Origin of the sequence: Noviherbaspirillum phoenicis, assembly GCF_047237965.1 — a bacterium.
Lineage (GTDB): Bacteria > Pseudomonadota > Gammaproteobacteria > Burkholderiales > Burkholderiaceae_D > Noviherbaspirillum_A.
The window spans coordinates 598,736-623,933 of the sequence record NZ_JBDFLX010000002.1 but is presented as its reverse complement, the minus strand read 5'-3'; the positions used below and the strand labels follow the sequence as shown (position 1 = coordinate 623,933).

Here is a 25,198-nt window from a genome sequence, read left to right as displayed (position 1 = left end):
GGGTTCAGGACATTTCCTTCCCTCCCCACCAGGCTGTTTCCCCGCAGGCATGAACCCTTTTCACCTTTTTCTTCTGGTTGCCACGCTGTTTGCGATGGAGTTCGCGGTTGCGCTGGTCCACAAGCATGTGATGCATGGCTTCGGCTGGGGCTGGCACCGCTCGCACCATGAAGCGCCCAAGGGCGCGGGCTGGGAGCGAAACGACCTGTATGCCATCGTGTTCGCCGCCGCCACCATCCTGCTGTTCATGGTCGGCGCGAGCCGGCCGTGGCTGTGGTGGATCGCGCTGGGGATCACGATCTACGGCATGCTGTACGGCATCCTGCACGATGTGATCATCCATCGGCGCCTGCCGCTGGCATGGCGGCCAAAAAGCGGCTACCTGCACCGGCTGGCCACTGCGCATCATCTGCACCATGCCGTGCGCACCCGCGAGAACGGCGTTTCCTTCGGTTTCCTGTATGCGCCGCCGGTCGAGGCGATACGCCGCGAGTTGCGCGGCGGCGATCGCCAGCCATGAACCCCGCCAGGCAGGGCCGCATCGGCATGGCGCTGGCCACGGCCATCATCGCCGCATGGACCACGCTGCACCTGTATGCGGTGTTCCTGTTCGACTGGAACGCGCCGTGGGCGCTGCCGCAGGCGGCCCTGCTGGCTGTGCTGCTGACCTGGCTGTCGGTGGGCATGTACATCGTGGCGCATGACGCGATGCATGGCTCGCTGTGGCCGGCGCGGCGCGCCGGCGGCGACCTGGTGGGCAGGCTGGCGCTGCTGCTGTATGCCGGCTTTTCCTTCGGCCGCATCAAGCCCAAGCATGACCTGCATCACCGTCATTCCGGCAGCGCGCAGGACCCGGACTTCGCCGTTGCCCATGCCAGCCGGCCGCTGCGCTGGTACCTGCAATTCCTGACTACCTATTTCGGCTGGCGCGAACTGGCGGTGATGGCGCTGCGGGTGTCGGCCTATCTGCTGCTGGGCGCCAGCGTCTGGAACATCCTGCTGTTCTTCGCCGTGCCGGGCATCGTGTCCTCGCTGCAGCTGTTCTATTTCGGCACCTTCCTGCCGCACCGCCATATCGACGGCCACGGCGCCGCCCAGTTCGCCGACCACCACCGGGCGCGCAGCAATGAATTCGGTTACCTGCTGTCGCTGCTGACCTGCTTTCACTTCGGCTATCACCACGAGCATCACCTGCGGCCGGGCACGCCGTGGTGGCGCCTGCCGGGAGCGCGGTCGCGATGAATAGCCCGCCTTCCCGCCACATCGTGTTCGCGACCTCCGGCTCGCTGGGCGACCTGCATCCCTTCCTGGCGCTGGGCAGCGAGCTGCGACGGCGCGGGCACCGTGTCACGGTCGCCACCAATGCCGCGCATGAAGCGCATGTGGCGCGGGCCGGGCTGGGCTTTCGCCACATGCGGCCCGACCCCGACAATACGCCGGCCTTCCACCGCCGCTACATGCATCCCAGGAGCGGCGGCGAATTCGTCTATCGCCATTACCTGGGTCCGGCGATACGCCACAGCTATGCCGACCTGGCCGAGGCCAGCCGCGGCGCCGATATGCTGGTGAGCCAGTCGCTGATGGCGCTGGCCGCGCCGCTGGTGGCGGCCGCGACCGGCGTGCCCTGGGTCTCGGCGGTGCTGCAGCCGATGTCCTTCTTCTCGCTGCACGAACGGCCCAATTACCTGCCGTTCGCGCCGCTGTCCTGGCTGTGCGGCCGCTCGCCCGAACTCCACGGCAAGGTGTTCGGCTATGTCAGGCAGCATACCGAGCGCTGGCTCGACCCGGTGCTGGCCCTGCGCGCCGAACTGGGCATCGCCTCGCGCGAGCATCCGCTGTACGAGGGCCAGCATTCGCCGCGCCGGGTGCTGGCGATGTTCTCGCCGCTGCTGGGCGGCCCGCAGCCCGACTGGCCGGCGGCCGCGGTGCAGACCGGCACCGCGCTGTACCTGGACGAGGCGCCGGCGCTGCCGGATGCGCTGCAGCGCTTCCTGGCGCGCAACGATGCGCCGCTGGCGGTCTTCACGCTCGGCTCCGCGGCCAGCAATGACGCCGGCGACTTCTATGCCGATGGCCTGGCGGCTGCTTTGGCGCTGGGCATGCGGGCATTGCTGGTGACGGGCGGACTGGCGGCCGCTGCGCATCTGCCGGAACCGCTGCCCGAAGGCGCGCTGCGCATCGGCTATGCGCCGTTCGAGGCCCTGTTTCCGCATGCGGCGGTGATCGTGCATTCCGGCGGCGTCGCCACCTCGTTCAAGGCGCTGCGGGCCGGCAAGCCGCAAGTCATCGTGCCCCATGCGCACGACCAGATGGACAATGCGCTGCGGCTGCGCGCATCGGGCGCGGCGCTGGTGCTGCCGAAGCGGCGCGCCGGCCGCCATGCGCTGCGCGCCGCGCTGGCGCGCGCCCTGGCCGACGAGCGCATGCATGAGGCGGCGGCCCGGCTGGCCGGGCCGAGTCGCGCCGAGGATGGCGTACAGGCCGGCTGCCATGCCATCGAGGAGGCGCTTGGTCATGGTTGACGCACCGCTTGACGTGCTGCTGATCGGCGGCGGCCTGGCCAACGGCCTGATCGCCTGGCGGCTGCGCCAGACGCGGCCGGAACTGCGCATCCTGCTGGTGGAACGCGGCGCGACGCTGGGCGGCAACCATACCTGGTCCTACTATCATCCCGACCTGACGCCGGCGCAGCATGCCTGGCTGGCGCCGCTGGTGGCGCACCGCTGGCCCGGCTACGAAGTGCGCTTTCCGGCGCACCGGCGCCGGCTGTCGACGCCCTGCTACAGCATCAGCGCCGACCGCTTCCATCAGGTGCTGCAGCCGGCGCTGGGCGACGCGGTGCTGCTCGGCGCTATCGTGGACGAGGTAAGCGCCACCGGCGCCCGCATCAATGGCGCATGGCAGCCGGCCGGCCTGGTGATCGACGGCCGCGGCCATGCCGCCTCGCCGCATATGCGCTATGCCTGGCAGAAGTTCGTCGGCCGCGAGGTGCTGCTGCGCCAGCCGCATGGCCAGGCGCTGCCCGTCATCATGGACGCCACCGTGTCGCAGGACGACGGCTACCGCTTCGTCTATACGCTGCCGCTGGACGAGCGCCGCATCCTGGTCGAGGACACCTACTACAGCGGCGCACCCGCACTGGACGAGGCAGCGCTGCGGCGCCGCATCGACGACTACATCGCCGCACGCGGCTGGCAGGTCGAGCGCGTGGAACGGGAAGAGAGCGGCGTGCTGCCGATTGCGCTGTCGGGCGACATCGAGCGCTTCTGGCGCGACAAGCCGGCGCAGCTGGCCTGCAGCGGCCTGCGCGCCGGGCTGTTCCATGCCACCACCGGCTATTCGCTGCCGTTCGCGGTGCGCCTGGCCGACGAGATCGCGGCGCTGCCGGCGCTGTCGGAAGCGGGCGACTGCATCCGCGCCAGGTCCGTCGCGCAGTGGCGCGGCCAGCTCTTCATGCGCCTGTTGAACCGCATGCTGTTCTTCGCCAGCGCGCCGGCGCAGCGCTACCGCCTGCTGCAGCGCTTCTACGGCCTGCCGCAGGCGCGCATCGAACGCTTCTATGCAGCCCGCCTGACCTGGGCCGACAAGCTGCGCATCCTGTCCGGCAAGCCGCCGGTGCCACTGGGCGCGGCATTCATGGCCATGGCCAACATCGAAAGGGGAACATCATCAAAGCCATCGTGATCGGCAGCGGATTCGGCGGCCTTGCGCTCGCCATCCGGCTGCAGTCGGCCGGCATACCGACACTCGTGCTGGAACAGCGCGACAAGCCGGGCGGCCGCGCCTATGTGTATGAAGACCAGGGCTTCACCTTCGACGCCGGGCCGACCGTCATCACCGACCCCACCGCGCTGGAGGAACTGTTCGCGCTGTCGGGCCGGCGGCTGGACGACTATGTGAAGCTGCTGCCTGTCAGTCCCTTCTACCGCCTGTGCTGGGAAGACGGCTACTGCTTCAATTACGTGAACGACCAGGAGGCGCTGGACCGGCAGATCGGCGCCAAGTCGCCGGGCGACGTGGCAGGCTACCGCCGCTTCCTCGACTATTCCAAGGCGGTGCTGGAAGAAGGCTACATCAAGCTGGGCCATGTGCCGTTCCCCGACTTCCGCAGCATGGTGAAGGTGGCGCCGCAACTGATCAAGCTGGAAAGCTACCGCAGCGTCTACGGCATCGTCTCGCGCTTCATCAAGGACCCGCACCTGCGCCAGGCCTTCAGCTTTCATTCGCTGCTGGTGGGCGGCAATCCGTTCGAGACCTCGTCCATCTATGCGCTGATCCATGCGCTGGAACGGCAGTGGGGCGTGACCTTCCCGCAGGGCGGCACCGGGGCGCTGATCCGCGGCATGATCAAGCTCTTTACCGACCTCGGCGGCGAGATCCGGTTGAATGCGCCGGTGGACGAGATCCTGGTCGAGCAGGGCCGGGTGGCGGCAGTGCGGCTGCGCTCCGGCGAGCGCCTGCCCTGCCTCCTTGCCGCCAGCAATGCCGACGTGGTGCATACCTACGAGAAGCTGCTGCGCCAGCATCCGCCGGCGCAGCGCAAGGCGGCCGCCCTGAAGAAGAAGCGCTTCTCGATGTCGCTGTTCGTGATCTACTTCGGCCTGAAGGGCACGCGGCCGGGGTTGGAGCACCATACCGTGCTGTTCGGCCCGCGCTACCGCGAACTGCTGAAGGACATCTTCCATGGCGCCACGCTGGCGGACGATTTTTCGCTCTACCTGCATGCGCCTACCGTCACCGATCCGTCGCTCGCGCCGCCCGGCCACAGCGCCTATTACGTGCTGGCGCCGGTGCCGCACCTGGGCAATGCCGACATCGACTGGGAAAGCGAAGGCCCGCGCTACCGCGACCGCATCCTCGACTACCTGGAGCAGCACTACATACCGGACTTAAAGCGCGACCTCGTCACCTCGCGCATCTTCACGCCCTGCGACTTCCGCGACGAACTCAACGCCCATGTCGGCTCGGCCTTCTCGCTGGAGCCGGTGCTGTGGCAGAGCGCCTATTTCCGCACCCATAACAAGGACCAGCAGATACCCGGCCTGTATTTCGTCGGCGCCGGCACCCATCCCGGCGCCGGCATCCCCGGCGTGGTCGGCTCGGCCAAGGCCACCGCGCGCATCATCCTGGATGAACAGCCCGCCCGGAGCGCCGCGTGACGGAGGCCGCGATGCAGGACATTTCCGCCTACAGCCAGCAAAGCATCCGGCAGGGCTCGAAGAGCTTTGCCAAGGCCGCGATGCTGTTCGACCGCGACACCCGCGACAGCGTGATGATGCTGTATGCCTGGTGCCGCCACTGCGACGACGTGATCGACGGCCAGACCCTGGGCCATGACGCCCAGGAACTGAGCCGGCAGGAAAAGGAAGCGCGGCTGCAGGCGCTGCAGCGCGAGACGGCGCGGGTATGCGACGGCCATGCCAGCGACATCCCGGCCTTTGCCGCGCTGGGCCAGGTGGTGCGGCGGCATGCGCTGCCCCGGCGCCACCTGTTCGAACTGCTGGAAGGCTTTGCGATGGATGCGCGCGAACAGCGCTTCCACACTCTGGACGACACGCTGCGCTATTGCTACCACGTGGCAGGCGTGGTGGGCGTGATGATGGCCCGCATCATGGGCGTGCGCGATGCGCAAGTGATGCATCGGGCGGCCGACCTGGGCATTGCCTTCCAGCTCACCAACATCGCCCGCGATGTGCGGGACGACCTTCGCATCGGCCGCTGCTACCTGCCGGAAGACTGGCTGGCGCAGAAGGGCATCGCGCCGGGCGAGGCGGCGCAGCCGCAGCACCTGCCCGCGCTGCATGCGCTGGCCTGCGAACTGGTGGAATTGGCCGAGCAGTATTACGCATCCGCCCGCATCGGCATGACGCAACTGCCGTGGCGCTGCGCCTGGGCCATCGCCGGCGCGCTGCTGATCTACCGCGAGATCGGCCTGCGGGTGCGCGCCGAAGGCGCGGCTGCCTGGGAGCAGCGCACCAGCGTATCAGGCAGGCGCAAGCTGCTGCGCCTGTTCCAGGGTGGATTCGTCGCGGTTCACGCGAAAGCGCGGCGGCCTGCCGAGGCGGCGCGCAGCGGGCTGTGGACCCATCCGGACCTGTAATAACTTCTAAGCGCGCCTGAAGAAGGCTTCCGCAAAACCTTGCAGCATGCCGGCGTTGCGCTCGCCCGCGATCGCATCGTTGGCCGCATCCAGGTAATCCTGCAGGCGGCGATGCGCGCCGGACACGCCGATATGCGCCACCATGTTGGTGCCGGGGCTGTCCATGTCCTTGAGGTCGTCCAGCAGCTGAAAGGCCAGGCCGATGTTATTGGTGAAGCGCATCACCTTGTCTTCCTGCGCCGGGCTGGCGCGGGCGATCAGGCAGCCGGCCCGCGCCGCGGCAAGGAACAGCACGCCGGTCTTCAGGTGATGGATGTTGGTGATGGCCGAAGGCGTGGCCATGCCGGCCACGCCATGCAGATCGATGTACTGGCCCAGCGACAGGCCATGCGGGCCCACGGTTTCGCACAGCATCTGCACCAGCTTCAGCCGCAGGTCCGGCTCCAGGCTCTGGTGGGAGGCGATGGTGCAGCAGCTTTGCGTGAGCAGCGAGACCGCCGCCAGGATGGTCAGGCTTTCGCCGTAACGGACATGGGTGGCCACGCGGTTGCGCCGCTCGCGGTCATTGTCCATGCAGGGCAGGTCGTCCAGGATCAGCGAGGCCGAATGGATCATCTCCAGCGCGCAGGCCACATGCATCGCCGCCGCCGGCCGCACGCCGAAATAGCTGGCCACCGCCAGCGTGAGCAGGGGACGGATGCGCTTGCCCTGGGCCAGCACGCTGTAGCGCATCGCCTCGGCGACCGGCGATGTCTGTGAAGGAGCGAGCAGGGTATCGAGATGCTGATCGACCAGGCGCCGTGTATCGGCAATCCAGTTCTGGTCTATCGCAGTGGGCGGATTGGCAACTAGCAATTTTTCCTCGGCGCTTGATGGTCGATCGGTTGGTGCCAGCCGGGAAACGCTCCGTGGGAATGCAGCGCGCAAGCCCCGCGCTGTCCGTCATTACGGACGCTGGGTATCGGGAGTGTGCTTTCGGCCCGGCATGAAACTGGCTCAAAAATAATAGCGCCAAGCGCCGCGCCTTGCTGTGCTTAAACGCTGACTTTGATCATCAAATGCGCTTGCCTTCGATTTGAACAAGCTTTTAAGGTGCAGGCCGCTGCTCGTGCGTCGGCGGAAAGCCGCCTGCGGCTGGCATCTGGTAACGGCAGGAAAGAATTGCCGGGTCCGTGGCGGCTGCCGCGCGGCCCGGCACATGGGCATCAGCCGGCCTTGCCGGCCCAGGCCTCGTAGCGCTTGCGGTTTTCCTCGTTTGGCGGATAAAGGCCCGGCAAGGCCGCGCCTGCATTGACCTCTTCCATGATCCAGGCTTCCAGCCTTTCCTGTTCGACCGAGGCCGCGACCACCTCGTCGAGCAGGGCGGCCGGGATCAGCACCGCGCCGTCGCCGTCGGGCACCACCACGTCGTTAGGGAACACCGCAACGCCGCCGCAGCCGATGGGCTTCTGTCAGCCGACGAAGGTCAGGCCCGCCACCGAAGGCGGCGCGGCCGCGCCCTGGCACCAGGTCGGCAGGTCGGTGCCCAGCACGCCGGCCACGTCGCGCACCACGCCATCGGTTACCAGCGCGGTCACGCCGCGCTTTTGCATGCGCGCACAGGATGTCGCCGAAAATGCCGGCGCCGTCACGTCCATTGCGCCGACCACGGCGATGCAGCCTTCGGGCATGGCGTCGATCGCGGCGCGGGTGGAGATCGGCGCGCCCCACGAGGCCGGCGTGGCCAGGTCTTCGCGCGCCGGCACGAAGCGAAACGTGAAGGCGCGGCCCACCAGCCGCGGCTGGCCGGGCACCAGCGGCATCGCGCCGCGCAGCCAGACCTTGCGCAGGCCCTTCTTCAACAACACCGTGGTCAGCGTGGCGGTCGTCCCGCCCGACAGGCGCCGGACGATGTCAGGGTCCAGCGGAACTGGATCAACGCCCATGTCATGCCTTCTACTGCGGAAACTTGAGGGTGGACGCGCCGCCATCCGGCAGGACGAAGGCGCCTTCGGAGTGTGACCGCGACCGCGGCGCATGGTCATGCGCCGGCTGCACGCGGCATCGGCCCGGGGCGCAAGCCGGCAACTTAATCGTGCCGCGCCGGTCTTTCCATTACACCAGCGATGAAGGGCGCCGACATGACCAGCCATCCGGGTATCTTCCCCACCTTTTTCCTTTCGGGATTCGAATGTTCGACCTTCCTCTGGAAAGACCGGCGGCGCCGCAACCTGGTCGCCGAAACCCGGCATGACAGCCATGCGATGGAGGATTACCGCATCCTCCACGATCTTGGCATCGCCGTGGCGCGCGAAGGCATCCCCTGGCCGCTGGTGGACCGGCAGGGCAGGCTGGATTTCTCCAGCCTCGACGCGCTGATCAATGCAATGAATGCCAACAAGATGATTCCCATCTGGGACCTCTGCCATTACGGCTACCCGGATGACCTCGACCCGTTCGGGCCGGCATTCACCGAGCGCTTCGCGGCCTACTGCCGGGCAGCCGCGCAGTATGTCGTTCCGCGGGTGCGCGGGCCGCACTTCTTCACGCCGATCAACGAGATCACCTTCTTCTCCTTCTGTGGCGGCGAGTGGGGATGGGTCGCGCCCTACCGCAACAGCCGCGAGGACCGCATGCGCCTGCGCGTGGCCCTGTGCCGGGCCGCGATCGCGGGCGCCAACGCCATACGCGAAGTCGACCCCGAGGCAAGGATGGTGCACATGGACCCGCTCGTACATGTAGTCGCGCCACGCGACCGGCCAGATCTGATCGAGGCGGCGCGGCATGAAACCTGTGTGGATACCTTCCTCGCCTGGGACATGCTGTGCGGCCGCGAGCATCCCGAGCTCGGCGGCTCGCCGGAGATCCTCGACATCGTCGGCGCCAACAATTATTCCTTCGGCCAGATGGAATACCGCGAGCACGGTCCGCATGCCGCGCTGGCGCCGGATGACGACCGCATCGTGCCGCTGTGCGAGATGCTGGACCCGGTATGGCAGCGCTACCGCCGGCCCATGATCATCGGCGAAACCAGCGGCATGGGCGCCGGCCGCGCCGACTGGCTGTGCGACGTGATGGAGGAGTCGCTGGCGGCGGTGGAGCGCGGCATGGACCTGCAGGGCATCTGCCTGTTTCCCGCGGTCGACATGCCGGACTGGCATACCGGCGCCTGGCTGCACAACGGCCTGTGCGACCTGGTTGAAGAGGATGGCGACCTGCGCCGGGTGCCGGACCCGGCTTATGTGGCCGAGTTGCGCCGCTGGCAAAAGGAACTGAACCGCGTCACCGCGCTGGATGAAGACCCGTTCAGCGACCCGGTGGAATTGCAGGATGTGGTGGATGCGGCGCATCGGCTGAACAAGCAGCCGGACCGCGACTGGTGCCGGGAATGAGAAATGAGCGGCGGGGCTTGCTTTGTTGGGAGTGGGAGGGTTCGGTGGCCAAGCAAATGCAGTTTGGATTGAGGAAGCGTAGCCTGGATTGAGCGCAAACGAAACCCGGGGACGCACCGATCGCCAAAACAAAGCCGGCAGCAATCAAATTCGCTTCCATCAGGCGAAGTGAAAAGACGGTTGGCGCCCGACGGCATTTTCATCATGGGCAATCAGGGCGTGTGCGAGCTTTTTCGCTTCGTGTTGTTGAAGGAGGGAGCGGGCGATCAGTTTGCCGCCGCGGTGAAAGCGTATTGCGCAGGGATGGGGCGACCCGGGTCTCGCCTGCGCTCAACCCAGGCTACGCTGGCTTCGTGCCCGGCATTTGAGCCCGTTCACATGTCCACACAGGGACGGCGTCAGCTCATCGGCAGGCGTGGCAGCCTGGACATTCGCGCCGAACCCAAGCAGCATGTCGGCACCACATTTACAGCCACGGAGCAAACAATGACAACGCAAGGTTTCGTCGTATCGCATGCAAAGGACGCCGGCTTCACGCGCGGCCTGCGGTCCTTCTTTGAATATCGCGACCTGGGTATCAGGGAGGCGACGGCCGGCAGGGTGGCGGCGCATGTGATCCGGGCGGCGGCGGGGACCGATTTCTCCAGCCAGCCGCATGCGCATGCAACCAGCTTCCAGCTGGTGTACGTCCTCAAGGGCTGGATCGAGTTCGAGTATGAAGGCCAGGGCCGCGTCCGCCTGGAAGCCGGTTCATGCGTGCATCAGCCGCCAGGCATCCGCCATCGCGAAGTCGGGCATAGCGATGACGTCGAAATGCTCGAGATCGTGATGCCCGGCGACTTCACCACCGGGGAGGTGGATGCGGTATAGCGTCGCCGCCAGCGGACGCCGGGCGCGCCGGGCCGGCGAAGGGTTCTACGCAGCCGGCGCAGGCGCTGCCTCGCGCCCATGCGCCGGGCCGTTGCCTGGCCTTGTCGCAACGGACGCGGCATCGCCATTGGCGCCGATCAGGTACTGGCTCGGGTCGCCCTTGAGCCAGAGCGGATGGCGGCCCCTGCCGGTCCATGTCTTGCCCGATTCCGGGTCCTGGTATTTCGGTGACGCAGCGCCGTTGCCGGAGGCCGCGCGCCTGGCCTTGCCGGCTGGCCGCGTCTTCCCTGCGCCGCTGACCACCGCGGCCTTGCGGTCCCGCTTTGCCGGTCCATGCGCGCTTGCCTTGGACGCTGCGGATGCGCTGCCTGCCTGCTTGGGTTTCCTGCCGCGCCTGGCGGGCTTGTCGATCGGGGCGGGTGCGCCGAGCATCGGGCCTGCCCCTTTCGCTGCCTGATACTGTGCCCGCAGGCCGTCGCGCGACATGCTGACCGCGTCGAGCTGCTGCAATGCCTTTTCCAGCTCCGCCACCTGGTGGGCCCACAGGTCCAATACGCTGCGGGCATGGTCGAGGTCGGCCTGCAGTAACGCCCTTGCGGATGCGAGATTGCTGATCATGACTCCTCCTTGTAAGGCGCCGGCGTTGGCCACGGTCGACCGGGATTTCATGAATTGCCTGCGCGCAGCGCAAAGTCTGCACGAATGCGGCAGAAAAGACCACGCATTTAGCGCAAGCAAGCCCCAGGTCATGCCTTGCGATAACTTGCCGGGCACGTTCGTGCCTGATTGCCTGCGCATGGGGATGCATCGCCCCGGATTGCCAGCCGGCCGGGATGTCATTGCAGCATGCGGTTGCGCCTTGACGATGACGGTTTTCTGATCCGCGCCAAACCGCCTCCAACTCGTCTATTGACACTGCCATGACGGGCGCGCAGCCTTGGCTCGCTTCACACGCTCCTCCCAGGGGCATTCCGTTTCTTTCCATGCGAGGACATCATGCTGGAAACATACCATCCCGATCCGAGCTTTCATCCCTCGCCGCGGCTGGCGATGGAAGCCGAACCCGAACATCTTGCCTACACCGTGCTGCTCTCGCCCGACAGGTCGCAGCCCGACGCCCTGGCCGTGATCGATGTCGACCCGCAGTCGGCCAGCCACGGCACCGTCATCAGCCGCCTGGCCATGCCCAACACCGGCGACGAATTCCACCATTTCGGCTGGAATGCCTGCAGCTCGGCGCTGTCCCCGCTGTCGGGCCATGCTTTCCTGCAGCGCCGGTACCTGATCATTCCCGGCATCCGCTCCTCGCGCATCTACATCGTCGACACCCAGCCCGATCCGAGGAACCCGAAGCTGGTCAAGACCATCGAGCCCGAGGAACTGATGCGCAAGACCGGCTATTCGCGTCCTCATACCGTGCATTGCGGACCCGAGGGCATCTACATCAGCACGCTGGGCGGGGCCGGCGCCGACGGCACCGAAGGGCCGCCAGGCGTGTTCATCATGGACTGCGAGACCTTCGAGATCCTGGGCCGCTGGGAAATCGACCGCGGGCCGCAGAAGCTGCATTACGACTTCTGGTGGAACCTGCCGCGCGACTACATGGTCTCGAGCGAATGGGGGCTGCCGCCGCAGTTTGAAAACGGCATCGTGCCGGATGACCTGCTGGCCAACCGATACGGCCATTCGCTGCATTTCTGGAACCTGCGCGAGCGCCGGCATGTGCAGACCATCGACCTCGGCGCCAACCACCAGATGGCGCTGGAAATCCGGCCGGCGCACGATCCCACCCGCGAATACGGCTTTCTGGGCGTGGTGGTCGACACCACCAACCTGGAAGGATCGATCTGGACCTGGTACCGCGAGAACGGCAAGTTCCACGCCAGGAAAACCGCCACGGTGCCGCCCGAGGCCGCCGATGCCGCGCAGCTGCCGCCGCTGCTCAGGGGCTTCGGCGCGGTGCCGCCGCTGATCAGCGATATCGACCTCTCCCTCGACGACCGCTTCCTGTACGTGGCCTGCTGGGGCACGGGCGAACTGCGCCAGTACGATGTCACCGACCCGATGAAGCCTACCCTGGCCGGCAGCGTGCGCATCGGCGGCATCGTGCAGAAGGCAAGGCATCCGAATGGCAAGCCCTTCGGCGGCGGACCGCAGATGACCGAGATCAGCCGCGACGGCAAGCGGGTGTACTTCACCAACTCGCTCTACAGCAGCTGGGACCGGCAGTTCTATCCGGACGGCATCGGCGGCGCGCAGGTGATGTGCCATGTCGGCGCGAATGGCGGCATCGAACTCGATCCGCATTTCCATGTGGACTTCGGCCCGCATTACGCCGCGCATCAGATCCGGCTGCAGGGAGGAGACTGCTCGACCGATTCCTTCTGCTATCCATCGGCTTGAACAGCACCGCGGCGCTCTGGCTCACCATCATCGCGCTCGGCCTGTATCACGGCCTGAACCCGGCAATGGGCTGGCCGCTGGCCGTGGCCAATGCGATGATGGACCGCCGCGCCCGTTCCCTGTTTGCCACGCTGCTGCCGCTGAGCGGCGGCCATCTGATGGCGATGGCGGTGGTGCTGGCGCCGCTGGCCTGGCTGGGCTGGTACGTGCAGTATGGCCGCGCCATCCGCATCGGCGCGGGCTCGGCGCTGCTGCTCCTGGGCTTGTTCAAGCTCGTCAGGCGCCGCCACCCGCGGGCGCTGGCGCGCATCGCACCGACCCGGCTGGCATGGTGGTCCTTCCTGATGGCCACCGCCCATGGCGCCGGCCTGATGCTGGCGCCGTTCATGCTCGGCCTGTGCGTTACAGCAGGGCCGGCGCCGAGCGCGGCCGACATGGGTCATGCCGCGGTGATGAACTACACCGCGCAGTCGTCGCTGGGCATCGCGGCGCTGGTCACCGCCGTCCACACCCTGGCCGGCTTCGCGGCTGCAACGGCCATGGCCTGGCTGGTGTATCGCCATCTGGGCCTGCGATTTCTGCGGCACGCCTGGCTCAACCTGGATCTGGTATGGGGAGCAAGCCTGGTGGCGGCCGGGGCCGCGGGTATTGCGCTGGCGATATGACGTCGTCGTGCATCGATGCGCCGCGGCCTTGTATCATGCGCTGACAAGACCTACATGGAGACAGCCAGAAATGAACGAGCAGATCACGTCGGAACAGCAGGGCGATGCCGCAGTGGATGCCGAAGCCATCCTTTCCTGCATGCAGGAAGCAGTGGTGTATTCGGACCTCAAGGGCATCATCAGGTTATGGAACAAGGGCGCGGAGCATGTCTTCGGGTTCACGGCGGAAGAGGCGGTCGGGCAGAGCGTGGACATCATCATCCCGGAAAAGCTGAGGAAGGCGCACTGGGCCGGCTTCAACAAGGCGGTGGAGCATGGCGATATCCTGTCAGCACCCGGATCGCGCATGACGCGGGCATTGAAGAAAAATGGCGACGCGCTGTATGTCGACATGAGCTTTGCGATGGTCAGGAACCGGGCCGGGGAGATGATGGGTTCGCTGGCCGTGGCGCGCGATGCCACCGCCCGCTACATGGCCGAGCGCGCGGCCAGGGTGGCCGCTTCGGGCGCGACGCCAGCCGGCTGAGGCGGTCCGCCAGCATACCCTCCGGCCTGAGGCCGGAGCGCCAGGATGCGGCAGTCTGGTCAGCCCTGCTGCGCGGGCATGCCGGCCGGCGCCGTCTCGTGCAGCGCCTGCTCGGTTTGCAGGGCCTGCGCCACTTCCTTCACCTTTACGTAGCGGTACTGATTGTTGACCGGGTAAAGCCGCACGCTGCCGGATTTGATCAGGCTGGTTACCCGTCCCGGCGAGACGCGCAGCTTCCGGGCTGCCGAGGTCGGGTTGTTGAGACCCAGTGCCGCGGCCCGGTATTCCTTCCACTGTGCCGAGTCGTCGGATTGGTCCAGCCGCACCAGCAGGCGGTCCAGCAGTGAATCCGACTGCCTGCTTGCAAAAATCGATTTATAGACTGCGCTCATTACTGCCCTTCTTCTGATTCCGGTGCCAGGGGCGGCCTGCTGGCAGCTGCGCCTGGCGTTGCTGCGGGTCAAGATTCTACTGGGCCGGTCGGGACCTGTCTGTCTTGGATACGCAACGGCGATGGCTTGACAGAACGCTTTCGGCCGGGGCCGGAACGTCCCTGGCGGGAAGCCGGCGGCCTGGCAGCGCGGGCTCCTGGCTTCAGAACCGGCCCGGCGCTGCCGATAACAGGTTCTGACCACGAAAAAGGAGCATCGAATGGACGTTACCGGCATTGCAAGACTGTCCACGGCAATGACAACAGCCAAGACCAGCGAGGAAGTAGGTACGGCGGTGTTGAAGAAGGCGCTCGACCTGTCGGCTTCCACCGCCTCCGCGCTGATTGCCGCCGCGGCGCCTGCGCCCGCGCCCGCGGCGCCTGCGCCCGCGCCCGCGGCGCGCCAGCCCGCGCACATCGGACAAAACATCGACACCACTGCCTGATCCGCTGTCCAGCACCCGGCACCATCACGGCGCCTTGCCGCATGCATTGCGGCAAGGCGCCGCTTGCATTTGGCCGCTTGTCTTGCCGCGTTGACATGCCGCGTTCGCCCCTCGGCCGCCCCGCGGCGGCGCCGGGTGAGCGCTTAAACAGTGGTACATCGTGAAAATCTCGTGCATAATATGGAATGTGTCTTATGTCTTATAGAAGACTTAATTAAAGATAAAGACCTGATCGCGCCGCAGGGCCGGTCTGTCCACCAGGTTCCACCATGCTCCGCCAGTGGGTCAGGTGACCGGGCATGGTGCGCCGACCGTGAGCCTGCGCAGGCGATGATTTGCAGAACACGACTCCCAAGAACCTTCGCCACATTCCAAGGAAAAAGCGCATGAGCAGCGATCCGACCATCATCTACACGCTAACCGACGAGGCGCCCCTGCTGGCGACCCACGCCTTCCTGCCTGTCGTCAGCACCTTTGCCAAGCCGGCCGGCATCCGCATCGAGCAGAGCGACATCTCGGTCGCCGCCCGCATCCTGGGCAATTTCGCCGACTACCTGACCCCTGAGCAGCGCGTGCCCGACACCCTCGCCGAACTCGGCAAGAAGACGCTGGAGCCGGACGCCAACATCATCAAGCTGCCCAACATCAGCGCATCGATGCCGCAGCTGCTGGCCGCGATCAAGGAACTGCAGGAAAAGGGCTACAACCTGCCCGACTACCCGGTCGACCCGAAGACCGATGAAGAAAAGGCGATCAAGGCCCGCTACGGCAAGTGCATAGGCTCGGCGGTCAACCCGGTCCTGCGCGAAGGCAATTCCGACCGCCGCGCGCCGCGCGCCGTGAAGGAATATGCACGCAAGAACCCGCATTCGATGGCGGAATGGTCGCAGGCATCGCGCACCCATGTGTCGCACATGCACGACGGCGACTTCTACCATGGCGAGAAGTCGATGACGCTGGACCGCGCGCGCGACGTGAAGATGGAAATCCTCACCAAGAGCGGCAAGACCATCGTTTTGAAGCCCAAGGTGTCGCTGCTGGAAGGCGAGATCATCGACTCGATGTTCATGAGCTGCAAGGCGCTGTGCGAGTTCTATGAGAAACAGATCGACGACGCCTACAAGTCCGGCGTGATGTTCTCGCTGCACGTGAAGGCAACCATGATGAAGGTGTCGCACCCGATCGTGTTCGGCCACTGCGTGCGCATCTTCTACAAGCCAGCATTCGAGAAGCATCGCGAGCTGTTCGACAGCCTCGGCGTGAACGTCGACAACGGCATGGTCGACCTGTACAACAAGATCGCCAAGCTGCCCGACTCGCAGCGCGAGGAAGTCATGCGCGACATCCACGCCTGCCACGAGAACCGGCCCGAACTGGCGATGGTGGACTCGGCCAAGGGCATCACCAACTTCCATTCGCCCAGCGACGTGATCGTCGACGCTTCGATGCCGGCGATGATCCGCGCCGGCGGCAAGATGTACGGCGCCGACGGCCGCCTGAAGGAAGTCAAGGCGGTGATCCCGGAGAGCACCTTCGCCCGCATCTACCAGGAAATCATCAACTTCTGCAAATGGCACGGCGCATTCGACCCGCGCACCATGGGCACCGTGCCCAACGTGGGCCTGATGGCGCAGCAGGCGGAGGAATACGGTTCGCACGACAAGACCTTCGAGATCCCGGAAGACGGCGTGGCCAACATCACCGATATCGCCACCGGCGAAGTGCTGCTGTCGCAGAACGTGGAAAAGGGCGACATCTGGCGCATGTGCCAGGTGAAAGACGCGCCGATCCGCGACTGGGTCAAGCTGGCCGTTACCCGCTGCCGCAACTCCGGCATGCCGGCCGTGTTCTGGCTGGACCCGTACCGTCCGCACGAGAACGAGCTGATCAAGAAGGTCCGCACCTACCTGAAGGACCACGACACCACCGGCCTGGACATCCAGATCATGTCGCAGGTGCGCGCGATGCGTTACACGCTGGAGCGCGTGATGCGCGGCCTGGACACGATCTCGGTCACCGGCAACATCCTGCGCGACTACCTGACCGACCTGTTCCCGATCATGGAACTGGGCACCAGCGCGAAGATGCTGTCCATCGTGCCGCTGATGGCGGGCGGCGGCCTGTATGAAACCGGCGCCGGCGGCTCCGCGCCCAAGCATGTGCAACAGCTGGTGCAGGAAAACCACCTGCGCTGGGATTCGCTGGGCGAGTTCCTGGCGCTGGCGGTGAGCTTCGAAGACCTCGGCATCAAGACCGGCAACGCCCGCGCCAAGATCCTGGCCAAGACGCTCGACGCCGCCACCGGCAAGCTGCTGGACAACCGTAAGTCGCCTTCGCCCAAGACCGGCGAGCTCGACAACCGCGGCAGCCAGTTCTACCTGTCGATGTACTGGGCGCAGGAACTGGCCGCGCAGACGGAAGACGCCGAACTGGCTTCCTACTTCGCGCCGCTGGCCAAGCAGCTGGCCGAGAACGAGCAGAAGATCGTTGCCGAACTGCTGGAAGTGCAGGGCAAGCCGGCGGACATCGGCGGCTATTACAAGGCGGACGACGCCAAGGTGAAAGCCGTGATGCGCCCGAGCGCCACCTTCAACACGGCGCTGGACAGCCTCGGCGCCTGATCCAGCAAACGGCGCGCCGCCAGGCGCGCCGGGGTGGGGCTGATTGCATCACGTCCGGCCGAGCGCAGGCATCCGCCATCCGGCTTGTTCGGGTGATGGATGCCTGCGTTGTCTTTTCCCTGGCCTGCTTGCCGCGATGGCGTTTCGCGCATGCCCACTGCAAGGCCGCGGGCACCGCATTTCCCTCTCCTCCCAGCAGCGGCAAAGGCCTCGCGCACCTGCTCAGATCTTGCGGGCGCGCGCTGCGCCGGCGCCATCGTACCAGTCGTTCTCCAGCGGGCCCTGCACGGCGCGATCGCGCACCTTCAGCAGCGTGAACATGCCGCCCATGCCGATCGGTCCGTAAGGACCCTGGCCGCTCATCATCGGCAGGGTGTTGTCGGGCAGGGACATGCGCATCGACGCCATCTCGTGCATGCCATTCGCGCCCATCGGCATATAGCCCGGCACCATGCTGCGCAGGGTGGACTGCGCAGCGCTGGCATCCGTGCCCAGCATGGTCGGCACGCCGTGGCCCATTGCATTCATCGCATGATGCGACTTGTGGCAGTGCAGCGCCCAGTCGCCGGCTTCCTCGGCAATGAACTCGATCACCCGCATCTGCCCAGGCGCGACATCGACCGTCACCTCGGGCCAGCGCGCCGACTTCGGCACCCAGCCGCCGTCGGTGCCGGTCACCTCGAAGCTGTGCCCGTGCAGGTGGATGGGATGGCTGTCCATGCTCAGGTTGCCGATGCGTATGCGCACCCGTTCGCCGCGCAGCGCAAACAGCGGCTCGATGCCGGGAAAGACCCGGCTGTTCCAGGTCCAGGTGTTGAAGTCGGTCATGGTGCCCACGCGCGGCACCTGGGTGTCGGGCCGGATGTCGTAGGCATTGATCAGGAAGGCATAGTCGCGGTCCACCCGCATCGTCCTGGCGTCCTTCGGATGCACCACGATGCAGCCCATCATGCCCATGGCCATCTGCATCATGTCGTCCGCATGCGGGTGATACATGAAGGTGCCGGCGCGGCGCGCGATGAATTCATATTGCCAGGTGTCGCCCGGCGCGATCGCCGCCTGGGTGACGCCGGCCACGCCATCCATGCCATTGGGCACCGGCATGCCATGCCAGTGCACCGTGGTCGGCTCCGCCAGCCTGTTGGTGACGAAGATGCGCACCCGCTCGCCTTCCACCATCTGCAGCGTCGGGCCGGGGGAACGGCCGTTGTAGCCCCACAGATTGGCCTGCATCCCGGGCGCGATCTCCTGCGCCACCGGCTGGGCCACGAGATGGAATTCCCTTGCGCCGTCGCGCATGCGCGACGGCAGCGACCAGCCATTGAGCGTCGTCACAGTCCTTATGCCGGGCATGGCCGGCGGCGGCCGCTCCGTGCCGGCGGGCGCCATCGTGGGCGCCGGCAGGTCGGCCTGCGCTGCCGCCGACATTGCCTGCGCGCCGATCAGGGTGGCGCCGCCCTGCAGGAATCGTCGTCTCGATATCATGGATCAATGGTCTCCCGCATGGTTCGGGCCGATGTCTGCCGCGCCCGTGATGTCGCCTGCCGGCGCGGGCAGCCTGCCCAGGCCGGCCAGCGCCTGCTGCAGATCCACTTCGGCCAGCCAGAATGCGCGCTGCGCCGCCGTGCAGCGCGCGCCGGCATCGATCTGCTCCCCGGTGCTTTCGATCAGTTCGAACACGCTCGCCAGCATGCCGTTGTAGCGCTTGCCCTGTTCCTCGGCGATGCGCTGTGCAAGGGGCAGCGCAACGTCGCAGGCATGGCGCGCCAGCTCGAGCCGCGAGCGGTAGCCTATCCAGGCGCCGCGTATTTCGGCGCGGGCGCGCAGCGCGGCGGCATCCAGCATGGCCTGGTGCGCTTCATGCAAGGCCGGCCGGGCGGCGTCGGCCTCGTGGCGCGCAAATGCCGCGCGCGCTGCCTGCATGTCCACCCGCTGCGATACCGCTACCGCTTCCAGCCCTTCCGCATTCACGCCCGATGGCGGCAGGTCGGGCAGGCGGTCGGCCAGCTGCAGGCTCTCGATCGCCATGCCCCAGATGCCGGTGCGGTACTGCAGCTGCTCGCGCAGCAGCCGGGCCTCGGCGTCCCGCTGCGCCCCGGACGCCGTCGCCTGCGCATGCAGCTGCTGCGCCCTGAGCAGGTCCAGCGTGGCGGCGCTGCCGACCTGGCGCATGGTGCGGGCGAGGTCCTGGCTGGCGCCGGCCAGCCTGACCGCCTCGTTCGCGTGGCGCAAGGCCTGCCGCGCGGCGATGGCCCGCACCCAGGCGCGCCGCGTGAAAAAGACCCAGTCGCCGATGGCATCGGCCGCCGCCATTTGGGTGTCGTTGTCGGACGCGGCTTCACCCGCTCTTGCCGTTGCGGCGGTGGGCTGCGGGCGCAGCGCCGGCGCCGCCAGCCAGCTGGCGAGGTTGATGGTCAGCGTGCGCTCCACCTTGCTTTCCGCCGCGCCCTGGCCGCGTGCCGCATCGCTTCCCGGCGCTGGCGCATGCGCCAGGCGCAGCCGGCTTGCGGCATCGATCTGCAGCGCGGCGTAGTGCGGCGTCAGGGCCGGGTGCAGCAGGGCCAGCTCGGCAGCCGTATCCTGGCTCAGCGGCTGCGCAAGGAGACGATCCTGCCTTTGCCGCAGGGCGGCATCGGGCTGGCCTGCGACCTGCGCCGGCACCGAAGCGCCGCTGCCGGACGGCGGCACCGATGCGCAGCCAGACATGATGGCCATGGCGATCGACGCCACCGTCGCGCCCGGTTTGCCAAGGGAAGAAAGGACAGGCTTCATGGCCTGAACACCGCCGTCACCAGCATCTCCTGGCCTGCCGGCGCGATGGCGACGCCTACCCGTTCGCCCTCGCGCAGCTGGCGCAGCACGGCGGCGCTGGCCGCCCTGAACTGCATGGTCATCGCCGGCATGCGCAGGCGCGCTATCGGGCTGTGTTCGAGCAGCACTTCGCCGGTGCGCCGGTTGACCGTCAACACCCGGGCAACGGTATCGGCCTGCGCTGCCGCAGCGATGGGCGGCGCGTGCGGCCGCACGGTCGCCGCGGCCCAGGGCAGGGCGGGCGGGTCGGCTGCCGGCGTCCTGGCCAGGCCGCTGTCGACCTCCAGCAGCGCCGTCGCGGCTGCCGGATTGGCGGGACCGCCTTCGCCGGCAGGGTCGGCCGCCGCCGGCGGGCATAACAGGCAGCAGGCCAGCAGGGCGCCGATGCCGCCGGCCGATGCGCGCATTGCCCGGCCCCGGCGCATCAGGGCTGGACGATCGCCCTGGCCGGCCCGGTCAGGTCGAGGATGTGCATGCCGGTATTGGCCCGGTCCACCGCGTAGATATAGCCGCGGTCGTCCGTCTCGACGTTATTGGTCTGAATGGCCACCTTGCAGCGGTCGGCGCCGTCCACCTTGATGCAGCGCTTGTCGGTATTGGCGGTGACAGCCGGGATGTAGTAGCCGACCTCCTTCGGCGACCATGGGTCGCGGATGTCGACGGCCCGGATGCCGGCGTTGAAGTAGGCCAGGAAGATCAGCTTCTTGTGGTACTTCGAAGTCATGTTCTCGTTGGACGAGTGGCTGCCAAAGCGGCCGCCGCGCGCGCAGAAGTTGCCGCTGGCTTCCGGCACCTGGAAGTTCGACACGCCCCATGGCTTGGTCTCGGTGGTGATGTCGACCATGTACATCATCTGCCGGTTTTCCTGGCACTCGTTGCGCAGCGATTCGTTCACCACCAGCAGCATGTCGCGGCTGCGGCCTTCCTTGTTCTTTTCGAATTCGGGAATGTCCATGCCCATCAGCGGCAGCGTGGTGTGCGCGCCCAGCCGCGGCGAGGTGTAGAAGGTCGTGATGACCGGATAGGTCAGGTTCTCGTCCGTGGGTTCGAACGGGTCCTTGGCCGACGGGTTCCCGCGCAGCAGCTTCTCGCGGTCGATGATCTGGATCACGCCGTTGAGGAAGGTGTTGTAGCCGAAGTAGATGCGGTTGCCGAGCCTGATCGGGCCATGCATGTCGTAGTCGGACCCGCGCAGCGAGTCGGGCGAGCCGGGCTGCTGGCCCACCAGGCCGAAGTTGCGGATGAAGCGCGGCTTGGCGGGATCGCTGAGGTCATAGACCTGGGTCATGCGCCGGGTCTTCCAGCCTGGCGCGCCGGAGATCAGGTAGGCGATGCCGGTGTCGCATTCCCAGAAGTTCTTGTGTGTGTCGCGCAGGTTGCCGGTGATGCGCGACACCAGGCTGGGCTTTTCCGGCGCAGACACATCCCAGATCTCATGCGCGCTGCCGCCAAAGGTGCGCAGCATGTAGAACCTGCTCTGGTCGGCATGGGGCAGGGTCTTGCCGCTGCAGACACGCACCATCTGCGCGCCGCCTGCTTCGCCTTCGCCTTCCTCGCCGGGGAGATGCGCCAAATAGCGTGGCGCCTTCGGATCGGTCACGTCCACGATGGAGGTGCCGTTGTATTCATCCTTGCCGGTCAGGGGATTGGGCTGCTTGCCGCCATGGTGGCCGACATAGGCGATCCAGCGATCCCCCTGCTGCTGTATGGTGGGCTGGTAGGCGGTGCGGGCCTGCAGGTCATTGTGGCCGAGCAGCTGCATGTTGCTGGCTTCTTCCTTCGCCTGGGCATGCACGCTGGCGCCGGCCAGCAGCGATACGGCGCAGGCCAGCGAGGCCGCGAGGCGCCTGCGAAAGGCTGGGTGGATTCCGGATCTCACGCTTGTCTCCTGATGATGCTTCATGGGCCAAAACCGGAAGACATGCGATCCACACGCAGTGGAAGCCATCCATGTTCCGGCGCTACCTGGCGCTTCGGGCGTTCAACTGCTCCGGAGCCGCCGCTGCGTCATGCGTTCTTCGACGCCTGGACGCAGCATTGCCTTTGCGCTTCAAGCCGGGGCTGGCTTATTCGACCTTGCCGATCCTCTGCACCACCTCCGCCATCTTTTTGGCATCCGCGTTCAGGTAGGTCTGGAATTCGGGCGCATCCATATACATGATGGAGCTGCCGGAGCCGTTGATGGCGGTGTTCACCGCCGGATCGTCGGCCGCCTTGTGCGCTGCCGCGCGCAGCTTCTCCACAACCGCGTCCGGCGTGCCGGCCGGCACGAACAGGCCTGCCCATTGCGCATATTCCAGCGGGTAGCCGGCCTGCTTCAGGGTCGGCACGCCGGGCAGGGAAGCCAGCGGGCCTTCGCCCCAGTGTGCCAGCGCCTTGAGCTTGCCGCTCTTGATCTGCTGCAGCACGCTGGCCGGGCCGGTGGCCACCGCGTCGACCTGGCCGCTCAGCAGCGCGATCAGGGCCGGGCCGGCGCCGGTATAGGGCACATGCAGCATGCGGAAGTCGGCGTTGGACTTGAGCATTTCCATCGGCACGTGCATGGTGCCGTAGTTGCCCGACGACGCGAAGCTGTACTTGCCGGGCTTGCTCTTCATGTCGGCCACGAATTCCTTCAGGTTCTTCCACGGCGCTTCGCTGCGCACCACCAGCACCACCGGGTCGGCGGTGAAGCGGGCAATCGGCTTCAATTGCGACAGCTGGAACAGCGAGGTCTTGCCGTTGACCTTGTCCGCTTCCGGGATGGTGGTCATCGATGCCAGCGACATCAGCACGGTATAGCCGTCCGGCTGCGCCTTGGCCACCGCGGCCATGCCGATCGCGCCGCCGGCGCCGGCCTTGTTTTCAACGATCACCGACTGCTTCAGCTCGCGCGCCATCGCTTGCGCCACTGGCCTGCCCACGGTGTCGGCAACGCCGCCGGGCGGAAACGGCACCACCATGGTGATGGGCTTGGCCGGCCAGTTGTCCTGGGCCACGACGGTGGCCGGAAGGGTGGCGATCAGTGCGGCGCCCGCCGCGGAAAGAAAACCCAGTCGTGCTGCAAACCTGTACATGATTGTCTCCATTGATGTTCTTATGTGGCGCAGCCCCGCCCGCCATCGGGCGCGGCGGGGCTGCCGTTTCGATCCGACAAAAGGCCTGTCGGCCCGCGCCTTATTCCATGCGGTTGACCAGCGTGCCGATGCCTTCGATCTCCAGGCGCATTTCATCGCCCGGCTTCAGGAACTTGGGCGGCGTGAAGCCGATGCCCACGCCGGCCGCGGTGCCGGTGGCGATCACGTCGCCGGCTTCCAGCGTCATGCCGGCCGACAGCACTTCGATGATGGTCGGGATGTCGAAGATCAGGTCGCCGGTGTTGGCGTTCTGGCGCAGCTCGCCGTTGATCCAGGTTTTCAGTTGCAGGTTCTCCGGGTCGATCTCGTCCGGGGTCACGATCACCGGACCCATCGGGCAGAAGGTGTCGAGCGCCTTGCCGAGGAACCACTGGCGCGCCTTCTTCTGCAGGTCACGCGCGGTAATGTCGTTGACGATGGTATAGCCCCACACATGCTTGTAGGCGTCGGCCTTGGCGATGCCCAGGCCGCCGCTGCCGATGATCACGGTCAGTTCGTTTTCATAGTCCACTTCCTGCGTGGCCTGCTGGTGGCACTTCACCGCATCGTTCGGGCCGACGATGGTGGAGGCCGGCTTGGTGAACACCGACGGCAGCGGCGAGATGTCTTCCTTGGAGCCGTCGAAGCCCGACTTGTTGAATTCCTTCGCATGCTCGTGATAGTTCTTGCCGACCATGAACAGGTTGCGGCGCGGCGTCGACAGCGGCGCCAGGATGCGCACGCCTTCCAGCGGCTTGCCTTCGCCGCTGGTCTTGAGTTGCTTGGCGGGCTCGGGCACGGCGCGGATCAGGTCGACCATGTCGCCGTTGAAGCCGGGCATCACATCGGCCACCGGCCAGTAGCGCGACAGGTCGCGGTCGACGATGGCGACGGTGGGGGCGCCGTTCAGTTCTATGGTCGCAAAACGCATGCTCACTCTCCTTGGTGCAAATTGGTTTTAAGATGAACCAAGTTAAACCAAGTATCGACCAATGTCAACCCGTGAAATCGCCTTTGATGGCAGGGCAGGAGCGCAGAGCATGCCTTTCCAGCACCGTGCAGGCGGGAAGTTGATCTGTTTGGTCCGTCAATTGGTTTATAATTTCAACCATTTCCGGGAGGGCGAATGTACTCATCAGACACCTTGCATGAATTCCGTCATTTCCTGCTGGACGAACTGCGTTCCGGCCGGCTGCATGGCGGCGACCGCCTGCCGACCGAGCGCGAACTGTCCGAGACATGGAATATCGGGCGCAGCGTGGTGCGGCGGGTGCTGTCGGAACTGAAGGAGCAGGGGCTGATCACCCAGGTAGTGGGCAGCGGCACCTATGTCAGCGCCGATGCCAGCGAGAAGCTGCAGGCCGGCGCGGCCCAGGTGACCGCGATGGAGACCAGCCCGGCCGAACTGATGGAAGTGCGGGTGCTGCTTGAACCGGTAGTGATGCAGCTCGCCATTCGCCACGCGACGCCGGCCGACTTCATGAAGATGGAAGAGTGCTGCGCCCGTGCCGAGGCGGCGCAGACCCTGGAGGAGTTCGAGCACTGGGACGGCGCGCTGCACCAGACGATCGCCGACGCCACCCACAACAACTTCGCGCGCAGCATGTTCCAGCTGATGAACAGCGTGCGCGAGCAGGGCGACTGGGGCGTGCTGAAGAAGCGCAGCGTGACGCCGCAGCGGCGCGCCATCTACGAGCAGGAGCATCGGGACCTGGTGGCCGCGCTGAAGGCGCGCGACGCCGAGGCGGCCCGCGAACTGATGGAAGCGCACCTGGTGCAGGTCAGGCGCAACATGTTTGGCTACTGAGTCCGGCCGCCTGCGCGCGATGTCGCCCTGCCTGGCGTGTTGCCTGCCCTATA

General features: G+C 66.5%; 24 protein-coding genes and 1 pseudogene. 15 read left to right on the top strand and 10 right to left on the bottom strand.

Annotation, left to right across the window (positions count from 1 at the left end; all coding sequences use genetic code 11):
* The first annotated feature begins 49 nt into the window (after positions 1 to 49).
* The 6 genes from ABC383_RS22380 to ABC383_RS22355 are packed head-to-tail and all read left to right on the top strand — an operon-like array spanning position 50 to position 6,100.
* Positions 50 to 520, top strand: coding sequence for a sterol desaturase family protein (locus tag ABC383_RS22380; RefSeq protein WP_413016455.1), 471 nt, complete (start codon positions 50 to 52; stop codon positions 518 to 520).
* A complete protein-coding gene (locus tag ABC383_RS22375) occupies positions 517 to 1,242 on the top strand; it encodes a fatty acid desaturase (protein ID WP_413017372.1) in 726 nt (241 codons plus the stop codon). Before ABC383_RS22380 ends, ABC383_RS22375 begins: the two co-directional genes overlap by 4 nt.
* Positions 1,239 to 2,522, top strand: a complete 1,284-nt coding sequence (locus ABC383_RS22370; RefSeq protein ID WP_413017371.1) for a glycosyltransferase — start codon at positions 1,239 to 1,241, stop codon at positions 2,520 to 2,522. The genes ABC383_RS22375 and ABC383_RS22370 overlap by 4 nt, the downstream gene beginning before the upstream one ends.
* Positions 2,515 to 3,684 (top strand): lycopene beta-cyclase CrtY, encoded by a 1,170-nt coding sequence (gene crtY, locus ABC383_RS22365; RefSeq protein ID WP_413017369.1) that lies wholly within the window; start codon positions 2,515 to 2,517, stop codon positions 3,682 to 3,684. Before ABC383_RS22370 ends, crtY begins: the two co-directional genes overlap by 8 nt.
* The gene (locus ABC383_RS22360) at positions 3,681 to 5,159 is read left to right on the top strand and encodes a phytoene desaturase (RefSeq protein WP_413017367.1); all 1,479 of its coding nucleotides are present in this window, start codon (positions 3,681 to 3,683) and stop codon (positions 5,157 to 5,159) included. The genes crtY and ABC383_RS22360 overlap by 4 nt, the downstream gene beginning before the upstream one ends.
* A gap of 11 nt (positions 5,160 to 5,170) precedes the next feature.
* A complete protein-coding gene (locus tag ABC383_RS22355; RefSeq protein ID WP_413017365.1) occupies positions 5,171 to 6,100 on the top strand; it encodes a phytoene/squalene synthase family protein in 930 nt (309 codons plus the stop codon).
* Between the two features lie 6 nt (positions 6,101 to 6,106).
* On the opposite strand, the gene ABC383_RS22350 is transcribed toward ABC383_RS22355, so the two are convergent.
* Positions 6,107 to 6,955, bottom strand: a complete 849-nt coding sequence (locus tag ABC383_RS22350) for a polyprenyl synthetase family protein (protein WP_413017363.1) — start codon at positions 6,953 to 6,955, stop codon at positions 6,107 to 6,109.
* Positions 6,956 to 7,305: 350 nt separating this feature from the next.
* Positions 7,306 to 8,025 (bottom strand): annotated as a pseudogene (locus ABC383_RS22345) (ribonuclease activity regulator RraA).
* A 195-nt stretch (positions 8,026 to 8,220) separates the two neighbouring features.
* Here ABC383_RS22345 and ABC383_RS22340 point away from each other — a divergent pair.
* Both ABC383_RS22340 and ABC383_RS22335 read left to right on the top strand, forming a co-directional pair.
* Positions 8,221 to 9,471, top strand: a complete 1,251-nt coding sequence (locus tag ABC383_RS22340; protein ID WP_413017361.1) for a glycoside hydrolase family protein — start codon at positions 8,221 to 8,223, stop codon at positions 9,469 to 9,471.
* Between the two features lie 180 nt (positions 9,472 to 9,651).
* Positions 9,652 to 10,341: a cupin domain-containing protein gene (locus ABC383_RS22335; protein ID WP_413017360.1), complete on the top strand. Its 690-nt coding sequence runs from the start codon at positions 9,652 to 9,654 to the stop codon at positions 10,339 to 10,341.
* A gap of 45 nt (positions 10,342 to 10,386) precedes the next feature.
* Here the strand turns inward: ABC383_RS22335 and ABC383_RS22330 are convergent, their stop codons facing one another.
* Positions 10,387 to 10,959 carry an H-NS family nucleoid-associated regulatory protein gene (locus tag ABC383_RS22330; RefSeq protein WP_413017358.1) on the bottom strand — a complete coding sequence of 191 codons (573 nt, stop codon included), beginning with the start codon at positions 10,957 to 10,959 and terminating at the stop codon, positions 10,387 to 10,389.
* Between the two features lie 25 nt (positions 10,960 to 10,984).
* Between ABC383_RS22330 and ABC383_RS22325 the strand changes: the two genes are divergently transcribed.
* From ABC383_RS22325 to ABC383_RS22310, 4 genes are all read left to right on the top strand, one after another.
* Positions 10,985 to 11,221: a hypothetical protein gene (locus ABC383_RS22325; RefSeq protein ID WP_413017356.1), complete on the top strand. Its 237-nt coding sequence runs from the start codon at positions 10,985 to 10,987 to the stop codon at positions 11,219 to 11,221.
* 116 nt (positions 11,222 to 11,337) lie between these two features.
* Positions 11,338 to 12,744, top strand: coding sequence for a selenium-binding protein SBP56-related protein (locus ABC383_RS22320; RefSeq protein WP_413017354.1), 1,407 nt, complete (start codon positions 11,338 to 11,340; stop codon positions 12,742 to 12,744).
* Positions 12,741 to 13,409 (top strand): hypothetical protein, encoded by a 669-nt coding sequence (locus ABC383_RS22315; RefSeq protein ID WP_413017352.1) that lies wholly within the window; start codon positions 12,741 to 12,743, stop codon positions 13,407 to 13,409. Before ABC383_RS22320 ends, ABC383_RS22315 begins: the two co-directional genes overlap by 4 nt.
* 70 nt (positions 13,410 to 13,479) lie before the next feature.
* Complete coding sequence (locus tag ABC383_RS22310; protein WP_413017350.1) at positions 13,480 to 13,935, top strand: PAS domain-containing protein; 456 nt, start codon at positions 13,480 to 13,482, stop codon at positions 13,933 to 13,935.
* A gap of 59 nt (positions 13,936 to 13,994) precedes the next feature.
* On the opposite strand, the gene ABC383_RS22305 is transcribed toward ABC383_RS22310, so the two are convergent.
* Complete coding sequence (locus ABC383_RS22305) at positions 13,995 to 14,327, bottom strand: hypothetical protein (protein WP_413017348.1); 333 nt, start codon at positions 14,325 to 14,327, stop codon at positions 13,995 to 13,997.
* A gap of 259 nt (positions 14,328 to 14,586) precedes the next feature.
* On the opposite strand from ABC383_RS22305, the gene ABC383_RS22300 reads away from it, so the two are divergent.
* Together ABC383_RS22300 and ABC383_RS22295 are read left to right on the top strand one after the other, a co-directional pair.
* Positions 14,587 to 14,811 carry a YjfB family protein gene (locus ABC383_RS22300; protein ID WP_413017346.1) on the top strand — a complete coding sequence of 75 codons (225 nt, stop codon included), beginning with the start codon at positions 14,587 to 14,589 and terminating at the stop codon, positions 14,809 to 14,811.
* 386 nt (positions 14,812 to 15,197) lie between these two features.
* A complete protein-coding gene (locus ABC383_RS22295; protein ID WP_413017344.1) occupies positions 15,198 to 17,432 on the top strand; it encodes an NADP-dependent isocitrate dehydrogenase in 2,235 nt (744 codons plus the stop codon).
* A 222-nt stretch (positions 17,433 to 17,654) separates the two neighbouring features.
* Here ABC383_RS22295 and ABC383_RS22290 read toward each other — a convergent pair whose 3' ends face one another.
* The 6 genes from ABC383_RS22290 to ABC383_RS22265 all read right to left on the bottom strand — a co-directional run bounded on the left by ABC383_RS22290 (position 17,655) and on the right by ABC383_RS22265 (position 24,269).
* Entirely contained in the window at positions 17,655 to 18,917 is a 1,263-nt protein-coding gene (locus ABC383_RS22290; protein WP_413017342.1) for a multicopper oxidase family protein, read from the bottom strand.
* Positions 18,918 to 18,920: 3 nt separating this feature from the next.
* Positions 18,921 to 20,204, bottom strand: coding sequence for a TolC family protein (locus ABC383_RS22285; protein WP_413017340.1), 1,284 nt, complete (start codon positions 20,202 to 20,204; stop codon positions 18,921 to 18,923).
* Positions 20,201 to 20,650: a copper-binding protein gene (locus ABC383_RS22280; RefSeq protein WP_413017338.1), complete on the bottom strand. Its 450-nt coding sequence runs from the start codon at positions 20,648 to 20,650 to the stop codon at positions 20,201 to 20,203. The genes ABC383_RS22285 and ABC383_RS22280 overlap by 4 nt, the downstream gene beginning before the upstream one ends.
* 17 nt (positions 20,651 to 20,667) lie before the next feature.
* Positions 20,668 to 22,122 (bottom strand): LVIVD repeat-containing protein, encoded by a 1,455-nt coding sequence (locus ABC383_RS22275; RefSeq protein ID WP_413017337.1) that lies wholly within the window; start codon positions 22,120 to 22,122, stop codon positions 20,668 to 20,670.
* A 187-nt stretch (positions 22,123 to 22,309) separates the two neighbouring features.
* Positions 22,310 to 23,299, bottom strand: coding sequence for a Bug family tripartite tricarboxylate transporter substrate binding protein (locus tag ABC383_RS22270; protein WP_413017335.1), 990 nt, complete (start codon positions 23,297 to 23,299; stop codon positions 22,310 to 22,312).
* A 100-nt stretch (positions 23,300 to 23,399) separates the two neighbouring features.
* Positions 23,400 to 24,269 carry a fumarylacetoacetate hydrolase family protein gene (locus ABC383_RS22265; protein ID WP_413017333.1) on the bottom strand — a complete coding sequence of 290 codons (870 nt, stop codon included), beginning with the start codon at positions 24,267 to 24,269 and terminating at the stop codon, positions 23,400 to 23,402.
* 195 nt (positions 24,270 to 24,464) lie between these two features.
* Here ABC383_RS22265 and ABC383_RS22260 point away from each other — a divergent pair, with 195 nt between their 5' ends.
* Positions 24,465 to 25,145, top strand: a complete 681-nt coding sequence (locus ABC383_RS22260; protein ID WP_413017332.1) for a FadR/GntR family transcriptional regulator — start codon at positions 24,465 to 24,467, stop codon at positions 25,143 to 25,145.
* Positions 25,146 to 25,198: the final 53 nt, after the last annotated feature.